General features: G+C 71.1%; 8 protein-coding genes. 1 reads left to right on the top strand and 7 read right to left on the bottom strand.

From position 1 onward, the window contains the following. Positions 1-94 precede the first annotated feature (94 nt). Complete coding sequence (locus AB0F29_RS35880; RefSeq protein WP_361881442.1) at positions 95-2,992, bottom strand: vitamin B12-dependent ribonucleotide reductase; 2,898 nt, start codon at positions 2,990-2,992, stop codon at positions 95-97. Positions 2,993-3,166: 174 nt separating this feature from the next. Further along, complete coding sequence (gene nrdR, locus AB0F29_RS35885) at positions 3,167-3,679, bottom strand: transcriptional regulator NrdR (RefSeq protein ID WP_018962021.1); 513 nt, start codon at positions 3,677-3,679, stop codon at positions 3,167-3,169. 489 nt (positions 3,680-4,168) lie between these two features. Between nrdR and lexA the strand changes: the two genes are divergently transcribed. After that, positions 4,169-4,966 (top strand): transcriptional repressor LexA, encoded by a 798-nt coding sequence (gene lexA, locus AB0F29_RS35890; protein WP_361881445.1) that lies wholly within the window; start codon positions 4,169-4,171, stop codon positions 4,964-4,966. Between the two features lie 125 nt (positions 4,967-5,091). On the opposite strand, the gene AB0F29_RS35895 is transcribed toward lexA, so the two are convergent. The 5 genes from AB0F29_RS35895 to AB0F29_RS35915 all read right to left on the bottom strand — a co-directional run bounded on the left by AB0F29_RS35895 (position 5,092) and on the right by AB0F29_RS35915 (position 13,271). Beyond that, positions 5,092-7,062 (bottom strand): ATP-dependent DNA helicase, encoded by a 1,971-nt coding sequence (locus tag AB0F29_RS35895; protein WP_361881448.1) that lies wholly within the window; start codon positions 7,060-7,062, stop codon positions 5,092-5,094. 38 nt (positions 7,063-7,100) lie between these two features. After that, positions 7,101-9,020, bottom strand: coding sequence for an IucA/IucC family siderophore biosynthesis protein (locus AB0F29_RS35900; RefSeq protein ID WP_361881450.1), 1,920 nt, complete (start codon positions 9,018-9,020; stop codon positions 7,101-7,103). A 60-nt stretch (positions 9,021-9,080) separates the two neighbouring features. Continuing rightward, positions 9,081-9,857, bottom strand: a complete 777-nt coding sequence (locus tag AB0F29_RS35905) for a GNAT family N-acetyltransferase (RefSeq protein WP_361881453.1) — start codon at positions 9,855-9,857, stop codon at positions 9,081-9,083. An 86-nt stretch (positions 9,858-9,943) separates the two neighbouring features. Further along, positions 9,944-11,848 carry an IucA/IucC family protein gene (locus AB0F29_RS35910; RefSeq protein ID WP_361881455.1) on the bottom strand — a complete coding sequence of 635 codons (1,905 nt, stop codon included), beginning with the start codon at positions 11,846-11,848 and terminating at the stop codon, positions 9,944-9,946. A gap of 28 nt (positions 11,849-11,876) precedes the next feature. Next, positions 11,877-13,271 (bottom strand): diaminobutyrate--2-oxoglutarate transaminase family protein, encoded by a 1,395-nt coding sequence (locus AB0F29_RS35915; protein WP_361881458.1) that lies wholly within the window; start codon positions 13,269-13,271, stop codon positions 11,877-11,879. Positions 13,272-13,612 lie beyond the last annotated feature (341 nt).

Here is a 13,612-nt window from a genome sequence, read left to right on the forward strand (position 1 = left end):
AAGGGGCCGGGGACATGCCGAAGGGGACCGGCCGATGGCCGGTCCCCTTCGTGAACAGCGGGTCAGCCGCGCGTCGGCGCGGTCCCGTCTCCGGTCAGCTGCAGCCGCTCGTCGAGCCGCAGCCCTCGCAGATGTAGCAGGAGCCGGCGCGCTGCATCTTCGTACCGCAGGAGAAGCAGAGCGGGGCGTCGGCGCTGATGCCGAGCTGCATCTCGACCAGTTCGGCCGAGGTGTGCGCCGTCTTCGGAGCGGGCTTCACGGCGGACTCCTCGGGAGCCGCCACCACCTTCAGAGGCTCGGCGCGGACCGGGGCCGACGGGGCCAGGCTGTCCGCGTCCAGCCCGTCCGCCTCGAACGACGGCTCGTAACTGCCGGTGTCCAGGTGGCGCTGGCGCTCATCGGCGGAGTGGATACCGAGGGCCGAGCGGGTCTCGAAGGGCAGGAAGTCGAGCGCCAGGCGACGGAAGATGTAGTCGACGATCGACTGCGCCATCCGCACGTCCGGGTCGTCCGTCATACCGGCCGGCTCGAAGCGCATGTTGGTGAACTTCGAGACGTACGTCTCCAGCGGGACGCCGTACTGCAGACCGACCGAGACGGCGATGGAGAAGGCGTCCATCATGCCCGCGAGGGTCGAACCCTGCTTGGACATCTTCAGGAAGACCTCGCCGAGACCGTCGTCCGGGTAGGAGTTGGCGGTCATGTAGCCCTCGGCGCCGCCCACCGTGAAGGAGGTGGTGATGCCGGGACGGCCCTTCGGGAGGCGCTTGCGGACCGGGCGGTACTCGACGACCTTCTCGACCGCCGTGCGGATGGTCTCCTCGGCCTTCGCGGTGACCGCTTCCTTCTCCTTGTCCTTGGTCTTGGCGGAGAGGGGCTGGCCGACCTTGCAGTTGTCGCGGTAGATCGCGAGCGCCTTGACGCCCATCTTCCACGCCTCGAAGTAGACCTCTTCGACGTCCTCGACGGTGGCCGTCTCGGGGAGGTTCACCGTCTTGGAGAGCGCGCCGGAGATCCACGGCTGGATGGCCGCCATCATCCGGACGTGGCCCATCGCGGAGATGGAGCGCTCGCCCATCGCACAGTCGAAGACGCTGTAGTGCTCGGTCTTCAGGCCGGGGGCGTCGACCACGTTGCCGTGGTCGGCGATGTGGGCGACGATCGCCTCGATCTGCTCGGGCTGGTAGCCGAGGCGGCGCAGTGCCTGCGGCACCGTGCCGTTGACGATCTGCATCGAGCCGCCGCCGACCAGCTTCTTGAACTTGACCAGGGCGAGGTCGGGCTCCAGACCGGTGGTGTCGCAGGACATCGCGAGACCGATGGTGCCGGTGGGCGCGATGACCGAGGCCTGCGCGTTGCGGAAGCCGTTCTTCGCTCCGAGCCGGATGACGTCCTGCCAGGCCTCCGTCGCGGCGGCCCAGACCGGCGAGTCGAGGTCGTCGACGTGGATGGCCTTGGCGTTGGCGTCGGAGTGCTGCTTCATGACGCGCTGGTGCGGCTCGGCGTTACGGGCGTAGCCGTCGTACGGGCCGACGACCGCTGCCAGTTCGGCGGAGCGGCGGTAGGAGGTGCCGGTCATCAGCGAGGTGATGGCGCCGGCCAGCGCACGGCCGCCGTCGCTGTCGTACGCGTGACCGGTCGCCATCAGCAGGGCGCCGAGGTTGGCGTAGCCGATGCCCAGCTGACGGTAGGCGCGGGTGTTCTCGCCGATCTTCTGCGTGGGGAAGTCCGCGAAACAGATCGAGATGTCCATCGCGGTGATGACCAGTTCGACGACCTTGGCGAAGCGCTCGGACTCGAAGGACTGGTGACCCAGGCCGTCGTCCTTGAGGAACTTCATCAGGTTCAGCGAGGCGAGGTTGCACGAGGTGTTGTCCAGGTGCATGTACTCGCTGCACGGGTTCGAGCCGTTGATCCGGCCGGACTCCGGGCAGGTGTGCCAGGCGTTGATGGTGTCGTCGTACTGGATGCCCGGGTCGGCGCACGCCCAGGCGGCCTCGGCCATCTTGCGGAAGAGGGACTTGGCCTCGACCTCTTCGATGACGTCGCCGGTCATCCGGGCACGCAGCCCGAACTTGCCGCCCGCCTCGACGGCCTTCATGAACTCGTCGTTCACCCGGACCGAGTTGTTGGCGTTCTGGTACTGGACGGACGTGATGTCGTCGCCGCCCAGGTCCATGTCGAAGCCCGCGTCGCGCAGCGCGCGGATCTTCTCCTCCTCCTTGACCTTGGTCTCGATGAAGTCCTCGATGTCGGGGTGGTCGACGTCGAGGATGACCATCTTGGCCGCACGGCGGGTGGCGCCGCCCGACTTGATCGTTCCGGCGGACGCGTCGGCGCCACGCATGAACGAGACCGGACCGGAGGCGTTGCCGCCGGAGGAGAGGAGCTCCTTTGAGGAGCGGATACGGGAGAGGTTCAGGCCGGCGCCGGAGCCGCCCTTGAAGATCATGCCCTCTTCCTTGTACCAGTCGAGGATCGACTCCATGGAGTCGTCGACGGCCAGGATGAAGCAGGCGGAGACCTGCTGCGGCTGGGGCGTGCCGACGTTGAACCAGACCGGGGAGTTGAAGCTGAAGACCTGGTGCAGGAGGGCGTACGCCAGCTCGTGCTCGAAGATCTCCGCGTCCGCGGGAGAGGCGAAGTAGCTGTTCTCCTCGCCGGCCTTCCGGTACGTCTTCACGATCCGGTCGATCAGCTGCTTGAGACCGGTCTCGCGCTGCGGCGTGCCGACAGCTCCGCGGAAGTACTTGCTGGTGACGATGTTGACCGCGTTCACCGACCAGAAGTCGGGGAACTCGACGCCACGCTGCTCGAAGTTGATCGAGCCGTCGCGCCAATTGGTCATGACGACGTCACGGCGCTCCCACGCCACCTCGTCGTACGGGTGCACGCCGGGGTTGGTGTGGATGCGCTCGATACGCAGACCCTTGCTCGCCTTGGCGCCCTTGGTACGGGAACCTCGTGCCGGGCCGCTCGCCGTCTCTGTCATGCCGCCTCCCATATGTGGGCGAAAACGCCCTGAAGTGCCCAGATCTTCCCAGGCACAATGTGTGTCCGATGCTCCGGAAGCCGCACTCGGCAGCCGGAAGCACATCTCATGTCGCCCTGCCGCCGGTCCGCAGTCATGGCGACTGCGGGCACGGGCGTCCCGGGCGGGTACCGCTCAGTCGGCGGCAATGGCGGGCGCGGGGACCTCAAGGGTCTCTCCGCTTCCGCGGTCCTCTGCGGAAGGCCGCTGCGTACGCAGTTCCACGATGGCGGCCTCGAAGTCTTCCAGGGAATCGAACGCCCGGTAGACGGACGCGAAGCGCAGGTACGCGACGAGGTCGAGTTCCTGCAGCGGGCCGAGGATGGCCAGCCCCACGTCGTGGGTGGTCAGCTCGGCGCTGCCGGTGGCACGCACCGCCTCCTCGACCCGCTGGCCGAGCTTGGCGAGGGCGTCCTCCGTGACGGGTCGCCCCTGGCATGCCTTGCGGACGCCGGAGATGACCTTGGTGCGACTGAAGGGCTCGGTCACGCCGCTGCGCTTGACCACCATCAGCGAGCAGGTCTCCACCGTGGTGAAACGGCGGGAACAGTCGGGGCACTGCCGGCGGCGGCGGATCGACGTCCCGTCGTCGGTGGTGCGACTGTCGACGACCCTGCTGTCGGGGTGCCTGCAGAAGGGGCAGTGCATGGCTCCCAACCCTCCCTCACACGCACGACTGAATAGCCTCTTCTGGGCCTTGTCCGGGCCCTTGGAAGCAGTCCCCAGCATAGGCGATGACCACGGTGCGATTGAACCGCGACCACAACTTCTGGGCGACCGGAGCAATCCAACCACTAGATCTAGGGTTGAGTCGCGTTTTCGGCCCCATCGCGTGTCGCGCACCGGACCTCGGTCGGAGGCCGCCCGGGGGGAGCGTGGGCCAGAGAAGAGGGTACGGGAGACGCGGGGCCGCCGAGCCGCCGGGGCTCCGACGCGCGGGCTCGGGTGAAAGACTTGGCCCGGCGCCGCGACGGGCCTCCGCGAAGCGTTCTCGCGACCCCTATCCTGTTGCTCATACACCTGTCGATAGCAGCGCGGCACCCCTTTATTCGTTTTTCACTCGAACGTGTGTTTGGCGCAACCTTTCGAAAGCTACTACCGTTGTCCAGCTAGGGAGAACATTCGAGAGGGGCCGACGTGACCACCACCGCAGACAGTGCCACCATCACCGCCCGGGACCACCGCTCCCAGAGCCGACTTGAGCCGGTGCATGCCATGAATGACTCAGTCACGAACACGGACGGGGCCGATCCCGCGCGCCCGGGACGTTCCATGCCCGGCAGGCCCCCCGGCATCCGGGCGGACAGCTCGGGGCTCACGGACCGGCAACGACGGGTCATCGAGGTCATCCGCGACTCGGTGCAACGGCGGGGATACCCGCCCTCCATGCGGGAGATCGGTCAGGCGGTGGGCCTGTCCAGCACATCGTCCGTCGCCCATCAGCTGATGGCGCTGGAGCGCAAGGGCTTCCTCCGCCGGGACCCGCACCGGCCCCGCGCCTACGAGGTGCGCGGATCGGACCAGCCCAGCACCCAGGCGACCGACACGACGGGCAAGCCCGCCGCGTCCTACGTACCGCTGGTGGGCCGGATCGCCGCCGGTGGACCGATCCTCGCGGAGGAGTCCGTCGAGGATGTCTTCCCGCTCCCCCGCCAGCTCGTCGGCGACGGTGAGCTCTTCGTCCTGAAGGTCGTCGGCGACTCGATGATCGAGGCCGCGATCTGTGACGGCGACTGGGTCACCGTCCGCCGCCAGCCCGTCGCGGAGAACGGGGACATCGTCGCCGCCATGCTCGACGGCGAGGCGACGGTCAAGCGCTTCCGCCGGGAGGACGGTCACGTATGGCTGCTCCCTCACAACGCCGCGTACCAGCCGATCCCCGGCGATGAGGCGACCATCCTCGGCAAGGTGGTCGCGGTGCTGCGCCGGGTCTGAGAAACGCGTCGGTCACAGCTGCCCGCCCCGGGGTCACTGCCTAGGACGTCGAGCACGACGTCGGTCCCGGGGCTCTGCCTTGCCCGGCCGCCCGGAGTCGGGAGGCCGGGCGAGTCACCGGCGGATCACGCCCCGGCCGCCTTGGCCTGTGCGTCGATGGCGGCCAGTGAGCGGCGCGCCTGGTTCCGGTCGGTGGTGTACCAGAAGTCCGGCAGCGAGGCACGCAGATAGCTTCCGTACCGTGCGTTCGCGAGCCTCGGGTCCAGCACGGCGACGACACCCTTGTCGCCCGTGGCCCGGACCAGTCGGCCCGCGCCCTGGGCCATCAGCAGCGCGGCGTGCGTAGCCGCCACCGCCATGAAGCCGTTGCCGCCCGCCTCCTCGACCGCCTTCTGCCGTGCGCTCATCAGCGGATCGTCGGGCCGGGGGAACGGAATCCGGTCCATGACCACCAGCTGACAGCTGGCTCCGGGGACGTCCACGCCCTGCCAGAGCGACAGGGTGCCGAAGAGGCAGGTCTCCGGGTCGGCGGCGAAGTTCTTGATCAGCTCACCGAGGGTCTCCTCGCCCTGGAGCAGGATCGGCCTGTCCATCCGCCCCCGCAGCTCCTCGGCCGCCGCCTTGGCTCCCCGCATGGAGGAGAACAGCCCCAGCGTGCGGCCGCCGGCCGCCTCCACCAGCTCGGCGAGCTCGTCCAGCATGTCCGTACGCGACCCCTCGCGCCCCGGGGTGTTCAGATGCCGGGCGACGTAGAGGATGCCCTGCTTCGGGTAGTCGAACGGGGAGCCGACGTCCAGCCCCTTCCACTGGGGGACGTCCTCGCCCGCCGTGCCCTCGGGGGCCAGCCCGAGGGACGCGCCCACCCCGTTGAAGTCTCCGCCGAGCTTGAGGGTGGCCGAGGTCAGCACCACGGACCGCTCGGCGAAGAGCTTCTCGCGCAGCAGCCCGGAGACGGAGAGCGGGGCGACCCGGACGGAGGGTCCGAACCGGTCGTGCTGTTCGTACCAGACGACGTCGTACTCGGAGCCCTGGGTGATGCGCTCGGCGACGGCGTGGATCGACTCGACCGAGGCCAGGGCCTGCTTGCGGACGGCGTTCTCGTCCTCGACCGACTTGTCCCGGGTGGCGCCGATGGCGGAGATCACCGTGCGTGCCGCGTCGCGCAGCGCCATCAGCGCGTACGCGAGGTCCTCGGGCACCTCCTCCAGGCGCCCCGGGAGCGCCAGCTCCATGACCCGTTCGAAGCCCTCGGCGGCGGTCTGGAGGGCGTCGGCGGCCTTCTCGTTGACCAGCTTCGCCGCCCGGCGGACCGCGCGGTTGACCTGGGCGGGGGTGAGCTCGCCGGTGGCGACGCCGGTGACCCGGGAGACCAGCTCATGGGCCTCGTCGACGATGAGCACCTCGTGCGACGGCAGCACCGGCGCCCCCTCGATGGCGTCGATCGCGAGCAGCGCGTGGTTGGTGACGACCACGTCCGCGAGCTTCGCGCGCTCGCGGGCCGCCTCCGCGAAGCACTCCGCGCCGTACGCGCACTTCGTCGCGCCCAGGCACTCGCGTGAGGAGACCGAGATCTGCGCCCAGGCCCGGTCCGAGACGCCGGGGGTCAGATCGTCCCGGTCGCCCGTCTCCGTCTCGTCCGACCAGTCCCGCAGCCGCAGCAGGTCCTGGCCGAGCTTGCTGGACGGGGCCGCCGCCTCGAACTGGTCGAACAGGCCCTCCTCCTCGTCCTGCGGAACCCCTTCGTGGAGCCGGTGCAGGCAGAGGTAGTTCGACCGGCCCTTGAGCATGGCGAACTGCGGGCGGCGGCGCAGCAGCGGGTGCAGGGACTCGACCGTACGCGGCAGGTCCCGCTCCACCAGCTGCCGCTGGAGGGCGAGGGTGGCCGTGGCCACGACGACCCGCTCCCCGTGCGCCAGGGCCGGCACCAGATAGCCGAGCGACTTGCCCGTACCGGTGCCGGCCTGGACGAGCAGGTGGGATTGGTCGTCGACGGCCTCGGCGACGGCCTCGGCCATGGTGACCTGGCCGGGCCTTTCCGTACCGCCGACGGCGGTGACGGCGGCGTGCAGGAGCTCGGGGAGGGATGGCTTCGTCATAGCCCGACCACCCTACGACGCACCACTGACAGCGGCGATCACTCCCGGACGCGGGCGGAGGGGTGCAACGGGTTGGGGACCGTGCCGTGGATCGCCGCGTGCGGCCGGCTGGCGCGGTCCCGGTAGCCGTCGACGAGCAGGCGGTTGCGGTTCAGGCAGAGGCGCTCGATCTCGGGGGTGAGCATGTCGAACAGCTGGAACCGCTCCTTCAGCTCCGGGAAGCGGGCGTGGTGGCGGACTATCTCCGCCCGGACGAGTGACCAGAACGCGTCCTCGGAGACGCCGAGCTGCTCCTCGCACAGGGGGGACAGATAGCGGAAGACGCCCACGAAGAGGCCGGAGTGGATGAATTGGGTGAGGAAGGACGGCTCCTCGGTGAGGAGGACCGCGCGCACCTCGTCGGGCATGCCGGCGTGCTCGGGCAGCGGGTGGGCGCTGACGTTGACGTCGTCGACGAAGTCCTTGATGGCGAGCCGTACGGGCACGTCCTCCTCGTCGAACACGACGATGGCGTTCTCGCCGTGCGGGGAGAAGACGGTTCCGTAGCGGTAGAGGAAGTGCAGCAGGGGCGGCAGGAGCGCGGCGAAGAGCCGCTTCAGCCAGGCGTCCGGGGAGAGGCCGGAGCGCTCCACCAGCTCCGCGGTGAAGGCGCGGCCCGCCGGATCCGTATGGAGGAGGGAGGCCAGCGTGCGGGCGCGTTCGCCCGGCGCGAGGCGGGGCGGCAGGGGCTCCCGCCAGATCGCGCCGAGGATCTCCTTGTACTGGTAAGGCGCTCCGGGGAGGTGGTCGTACAACGGGTGCTCCACGGCGACGGAGGCGACCTCGCCGAGGAGGACGACCCGGCAGGTGTCGCGCAGGAAGGGGTCGTCCTCGCACAGCCCCTGGACCCAGGCGGTGACCGCGGGGGCGGCGAGGGTCCGCTCGGTCGGCAGGCCGCGCCAGACCAGGGTGTTGAGGATGGAGAGCGGGAGTTTCACGGTGTGCCGCTCGGGCCGTTCCACGTTCGCGAACGTGCGGATGGACTGCTGCGGGAGGCGGGCGTCCCCGTCGGTGTGCAGGGCCACGATGTCGCCGTCGGCGATGGCCGGGGCGAAGAGCGGCACGATCCACTCGTCCCACTGCCAGGGGTGTACGGGGAGGTAGAGGTAGTCCCGCGGGTCGTGCCCCCGGGCCCGCAGCACCTCGGCGAAGGCGTCCCGGACGTCCCCGTCGAGCTCGCCGGCGTACAGCTGCTCGGGGGTGCCGACACGGCCCACGCCCCGGTACTGCGCGATGCGGGTGCTGACCGCGATCCACGGCAGCCGGAGCGGGCTGCGGGTCTCGGGGGTGAAGCGGGCGGCGTCGGCGGCGGAGAAGCCGAGCCGCCCCTTGCTCGCCACCAGCCAGGGGTGGCCGGTCTGATGGCCCTCCAGCTCCGCGTAGTCGAGCGCGGCGAGCTGCTCGGCGGTGAGCGCGGTGTGGTCGAGCCGGGCGTCGGCGGACAGGGTCCGGGTCAGCTCGCGGATGAGGTGGCCCAGCGTTGTGCCGTCGAGCCCGAGGAGGGCCCGGGCCCGGGTGAGGAACGTCAGCGGGTCGCGGAACGGCCGGGAGCCGGTCGCCGGGCCGTTGGCCGGGCCGTTGGGCCGCGCCTCGGCGCTCGCGGCGGCGGGTGAGCCGTTGGCGTGGGCGGCCGGCGGCCCCGCTGTGACCTCGATCGAGTCGGGGTCGACGCGCCAGCTGCCGTACACGCCGCGCCGGGCCGTGAAGGCGAGCGCTCCCCCGTCGTCGAGGGTCAGCCGGTGGCGTCCGACGGTTCCGGGCTGCGGGACGGGCTCGATGATCTTCTCGTAGGCGAACTCGCCGAGCATCTTGGCGAGGAGCCGTGCGGCGGCCCGGTCCCAGATCTGTCGGTTCAGCTCCGGAGGGCTGAACAGCTGCGGGGACTCGGCTGATTCACGGCTCGCGGGATATATCGGCACGGGGACTCCTCCGGATGGAACCTCTGAGGTTCGAGCGGTGTGGAAAGTGCGGCGAGTAAGTCACAGCTGGGCTCGGTGTGTTCGGTCGCGGATCATCAGCGCGGCGCGTTTGTCGGGGAGATCCACTTCGGCGGAGAAGCGGAAACCGGCACTGAGGAACGCGGATACGGAGGGGGTGTTGCGCAGGTCCGGCTCGGCGACGACCCGACCGCACCGCGGAAGGTTGTCCAGGACGAGGTCGGCGACGGCGCGGATCAAGGCGGTGCCCACGCCCCGGCCGCGGTTGTTCACGCCCCCGATGAGGAGGTGGACGCCGGTGTCGTGGGGGCGGGCGGGGTAGTGGCGGGCCAGGGGGTCGAGGTCGGCGCGGTAGATCTCCCAGTAGCTCATGGGCGTGGAGTCGAGCACTCCCAGGCACGGGATGCTGCGTCCGTCCCCTTCGAGCTGGGTCCTGAGGTGGTCGGCGGTGATGGACTCGGGTCCGGCGAGCTCCCAGAACGCCGCCACGGCAGGATCGTTCATCCAGCGGCTGACGACGGCGAGATCACGCTCCGGCCGGACGGGGACGAGGGCGAACTCTCCCGCCGCCGTGGTCGCGGGCTGCCAGGCCCCCGGGTCGCCCAGCAGCTCGTGGGCGACCCGGGCCCCCGCCGCCCCGGCGCTTCGTTCCTCGGCGATCAGGGCGAGGAGCTCCTCGGTGAGCTCCAGGTCGAGGGTGTCCTCGACGCCGGCGCTGCCGTCCGCGCGGCTGCCGGACCGCTTGGTGCCGGACCGTTCGACGGAGCCGTGGTCGGCCGGTGCGGCGGCGGATTCCGCTGAGGGTTCGGCGGGAGGCACGGTGGCGCTCTCCTCTCTGGACCGGGTGCGGTCGGTGGGCGTCTCCGGAGCGGGTGCGGTCGGAGTCCGCCCGGGGCGGTTGGTGCTCAGCTGTGCAGGGGGTTGGCGATGGTGACGTACACGGACTGGGTGTCGACCGGCCCGACCAGCTCGTCGAGGCCGTGGAGCCGGGTCAGCAGGTTGGCCTTGCAGCGCAGCTCGCGGTTCTCCAGGAGATACGCGGGCAGGGGCGAGCCCAGTTCCGCGGTCTCGGTGAGGAATCGGCGCAGGACGGTGAGGAGTTCCTGTTCGTCGCCCAGGCGCTGGGCGCCGAACGCCCCGATCAGGCCGAGGACGTTGTTGATGCCGAGGTAGTAGGCGAACCGTTCGTCGGTGACCGGGTCGGAGACGAACGTGTCGCTGACGGCGCCGATGCCGGGGAGCCGCTGTTCCAGCTCGTCCCGGCGGGAGTCGCGGAAGTAGTAGCCCTGGTTGTCCCGGTAACGGCCGCCGACGGGCCAGCCGTCCGGGTCGAGGAGGACGAGGGTGTTCTGCTGGTGGGCTTCGAGGGCGACTCCGCCGTGGGCGTCGAGCCAGAGGACGGGGCGCACGACGTGGTGCAGATAGCGGCGGAACCATTCGGTCGAGACGGCGTCGGCGCCGCGACCGGTGCGGGCGGCCAGGCCGGAGACGACCTCGGCGAGCCGGGAGCGCATGCCGGGCCGGCCGGGCCGGGGGCGCTGCGCGGTGAGTCCCGCGATGCAGGCGGCGTCGTCGCCCGGCCCGAAGGGATTGTGGCGGAGCATGACGTCGAGCCCCAGGACGGATGCCCCCTCGGGGTCGTCGACGGCGAGCCAGGCGGGGTCCCGGACGACGTCGAAGCCGGGGTGCTCCCGCTGCCAGCGCTCGGCGAGTCCGGTCGACAGGAGTCGGTGGACCTCGACGCCCCGGTGCAGCTCCTTGCGGAGGTTCTCCCGGCGTGAGTTGGTGATGCGTACGCCGAGGGAGAGCTTGAGCATCACCCGTGCGCCGGGGCGGTGCACGGTGCGGATGGAGGAGGTGGGGTGCCAGTGCTCGCCGTGGGGGCCCAGGTCGTGGAGCAGGCCGGTGTCGGCGAGGGCGCGGACCTGGGGGCGGTGGAGCAGATCGGCGGCCTGCCAGGGGTGCACGGGGACGGCGACGGTGCCGGGGGGCAGGCTCAGCCCTTCGGCGTGCGGGGCGAGCAACTCCTCGGCGGTGGCCGGGCCGCCCTCGGTCCAGGCGGAGTCGGTGGCGATCAGCGCCCGGTCGACGGCGAACCAGTGGAGCGGGAAGGACCCGTGGAGCTCGGGCGAATAGCGACGGGACTCCGACTCGGAGAGGCCCTCGCGGCTCTTGGGCGTGGGGTGGAGGGGGTGGCCGAGCAGCAGGGACTGTTCGGCGGTGAGGAAGAGGTCGGCCTCGGCGGGGTCCGCCGGGTTGCGCCGCCGCTGGTCGATGAAGCCGGCGGTGTGGCGTACGGAGTCGGCGACCCGGGCGACCAGATCGCCCGCGCCGCTCTCGCCGCCCTCACGGCCGATGAGGACGGCGACGGTGGCGGCGTCGGCGTGCGGAGCACCGGCGGGGGCGTTCTCCAGGACGGGTGCGCCGAAGCGGTGGGCCCCGGTGGCCGACCAGTAGTGCACGGGGACGAGCAGGGCGGTACCGCTGGCGGGGAAGGCGATGCGCAGGGTGTCGCCGTCGGGGCGGGGCAGGTCGCTCTCCCGGGTCCAGCACCGCAGGAGGCTCTCCGTGCCCGCCGCGTCGGCGGCCCGCAGCGGGTCCGGGTCGTCGAGGGCGTCGGGGCTCGGGCCCCGGCCCGCCCGGGCGCGGAGGGCCGGACCGGGCGGGTACGCGGCGGGGTCGGGATCGCGGGGGGATTTCTGGCGGGGCACGGTCGTCGCCTCGACCGTGCCGGGGGCGGCCGGTCCGTCCTGCCCTCGGTGCTGGGGGGTGCCGTGGCCGTCGGCCTCGGACGCGGGGGTGGGGTTCACGACGTTCTTCCTTGTGGGGATTCCGGGTTCAGGTGGTCGGCCCGGCGGTGGTCCGACGGTGCGGGGAGCGTGTCGCGGCTGCCAGCGCGTCGGCGAGACGGTCGACGACGGCACTGGCCTGCTCGTCGGTGAGGGTGAGGGGCGGCAGGAGGCGGACCACGGCGTCGTGGCGGCCGCCCAGTTCGACGATGAGGCCGCGCCGCAGACATTCCTGCTGGACGGCGAGGGCGAGAGCCGGATCCGGCGGCGGCGCTGGGTGGTCGTCGCCTGCCTCGGCGGGCAGGGGCGCGCGCTCGGGATCCACCAGCTCCATGCCGATCATCAGTCCACGCCCCCGTACGTCACCGATTCCCGGGTGATGTACCCGCAGCTCCCTCAGACGGGCGAGCATCCAGGCCCCCAGGACCGCAGCGCGGTCCGCCAGTTGGTTCTCCCTGACGTACGCGAGCGTGGCCGCGCCCGCCGCCATGGCGAGCTGGTTGCCACGAAACGTACCCGCGTGGGCACCCGGCTGCCAAAGATCCAGTTCAGCGCGGTAGACGATCACTGCGAGGGGCAGGGAGCCGCCGATCGCCTTGGAGAGGACCATGACGTCGGGCATGACGCCGCTGTGCTCGACGGCCCAGAAGGCGCCGGTCCTGCCGACCCCGGTCTGCACCTCGTCGGCGATGAGGGGGATGGAGCGGTCCTCGGTGATCCCGCGCATGCGCCGCAGCCAGGAGTCGGGGGCGGGATTGACGCCGCCCTCGCCCTGGACCGGTTCCACGATCATTCCCGCGGGGGCCCGCACCCCGCCCTTGCGGTCGTCCAGCAGGTGTTCGGTCCAGCGGGCGGCGAGCGCAGCGCCGCGCTCGCCGCCGGTCCCGAACGGGCAGCGATAGTCCTGCGGGAAGGGGAGCCGGGTGACCCGTACGTCGGTGGCGCCGCCGGAGGCCTCCAGGGCCCCGGCGGTCATGCCGTGGTAGGCACCGGTGAAGGTCAGCAGGCCGGTGCGTCCGGTCGCGGCGCGGACCAGTTTGAACGCGGCCTCGACGGCGTCCGTACCGGCGGGGCCGCAGAACTGGATGCGGGCGTTGTCGGCGAACTCCCGCGGCAGGGTGGAGAACAGCTCGGTGGTGAAGGCGTCCTTGACCGGGGTGGCGAGGTCCAGCACGTGCAGGGGCGCGCCGGAGTCGATGACCTTCCGGATGGCTTCGAGCACGACGGGGTGGTTGTGCCCGAGGGCCAGTGTGCCGGCGCCCGACAGACAGTCGAGGTAGCGGCGTCCGTCCGCGCCCTCGATGGTGAGCCCGCGGGCGCGCACCGGGACGATCGGCAGGGACCGCGCGTAGGTGCGCGCCGCCGATTCGCGCAGGGTCTGGCGACGGAGGATGCCCTCGTGTGCGGAGGGCGGCGCCACCGGCGCGGGTTCGGTCACGGACACGGCTCTTGGTCCTCCTGCGGTAACAGTTGCGTTGCGCGTCGGTACGTTCTCGCGTGGACGCACCGAGGGCGTGAACGCTGTCCTGGTGTCCCCCGTACGTACCAACGACGCAGTCCGCGATGGATCACGGGTGAATCGGAGCATCCTCGCGGCGACGGAACCGCGGACCTGCCGCGCACCGTCACCATCGGCACCGGCATAGTGGGGGCCGCACAACGGCGCGGAAGCACCTGCCCCGGCGCCCGAAGTGTCCGCAATGCAGCACGAGTACCGAGTGACGAAGTCCCAGGGGGATCACGAGATGCGACCCATTCGCCCGACCGATACCGCACGGCGCGGGA

It is taken from the genome of Streptomyces sp. NPDC026589 (assembly GCF_040638385.1).
Lineage (GTDB): Bacteria > Actinomycetota > Actinomycetes > Streptomycetales > Streptomycetaceae > Streptomyces.